The organism is Candidatus Symbiopectobacterium sp. NZEC135 (genome assembly GCF_025962695.1).
Genome location: NZ_JAGFPF010000675.1, coordinates 1 through 1,052, shown reverse-complemented (window position 1 = coordinate 1,052; position 1,052 = coordinate 1). Strand labels below are relative to the sequence as shown.

The 1,052-nt window shown below is 47.1% G+C and carries 1 protein-coding gene; it reads left to right on the top strand.

All coding sequences use genetic code 11. The annotated features are described in order from the left end of the window. Window positions 1-772 (top strand): homoserine O-succinyltransferase (locus tag J5224_RS29660; RefSeq protein ID WP_264628646.1); only part of this gene is annotated, 772 nt, incomplete at its 5' end. Window positions 773-1,052: the final 280 nt, after the last annotated feature.

Genomic DNA, 1,052 nt, shown 5'->3' with positions numbered 1-1,052 from the left:
GTTCCTGCGCCTGCTCTCCAACTCGCCGTTGCAGATCGATATCCAACTGCTGCGCATTGATAGCCGTGAGTCCAAAAACACGCCTACTGAACATCTCAATAACTTTTACTGTGACTTCGAGGATATTGAGAACGAGAACTTCGATGGTCTGATTGTCACCGGTGCGCCGCTGGGTCTGGTGGATTTCTGCGATGTGGTTTACTGGCCACAGATAGCAAAAGTGATTGATTGGGCAAAGGATCATGTGACGTCTACCTTGTTTGTCTGTTGGGCGGTGCAGGCTGGATTAAATCTGCTGTATGGCATTCCGAAAATGACCCGCAGCAAGAAGCTTTCTGGCGTGTATACGCATCACACGGTGCAGCAGCATGCGTTGCTTACCCGTGGTTTTGATGAAACCTTCCTGGCCCCCCATTCGCGCTACGCTGATTTCCCCACGGATATTATTCGTCAGTACGCCGATTTAGATATTCTGGTTGAGTCTGATGAGGCCGGTGCTTATCTGTTTGCCAGTAAAGATAAGCGTCAGGTGTTCGTCACCGGACACCCTGAATATGATGCGCATACCCTTGCCAGCGAATTCTTTCGTGACCGCGATGCGGGCTTGAACCCGACCGTACCGTTGAATTATTTCCCTGACGACAATCCTGAGAACGCGCCAAAAGCGAGCTGGCGCAGCCACGGGCATTTGTTGTTTGCTAACTGGCTCAACTATTGCGTCTATCAGATCACACCGTTCGATCTGCGTCGTATGAATCCAACGCTGGACTAAGAACCTCCTGCCGTTTTACTCAGGGTGCCTATTGGCACCCTTTTTTATGCTTGCTCGTTTCTGTTGAAAATCATTTCCCTGATTTTTTCATGTTTTTATTCATGTAAATCAGAATGATAAATTGTTTATTTAATAAAAATGGAAATCGTTTTTGATTTTTAATGTAATTGGATTACGCTTAATTCTGTTGGTTGAAAATTTCGCCCCTTGATAACCCCTCTCTGTTAACAGGGAGCGTGGCCCTGAGAAAAGGAACCCGAGAGATGACACAGCAGACAAT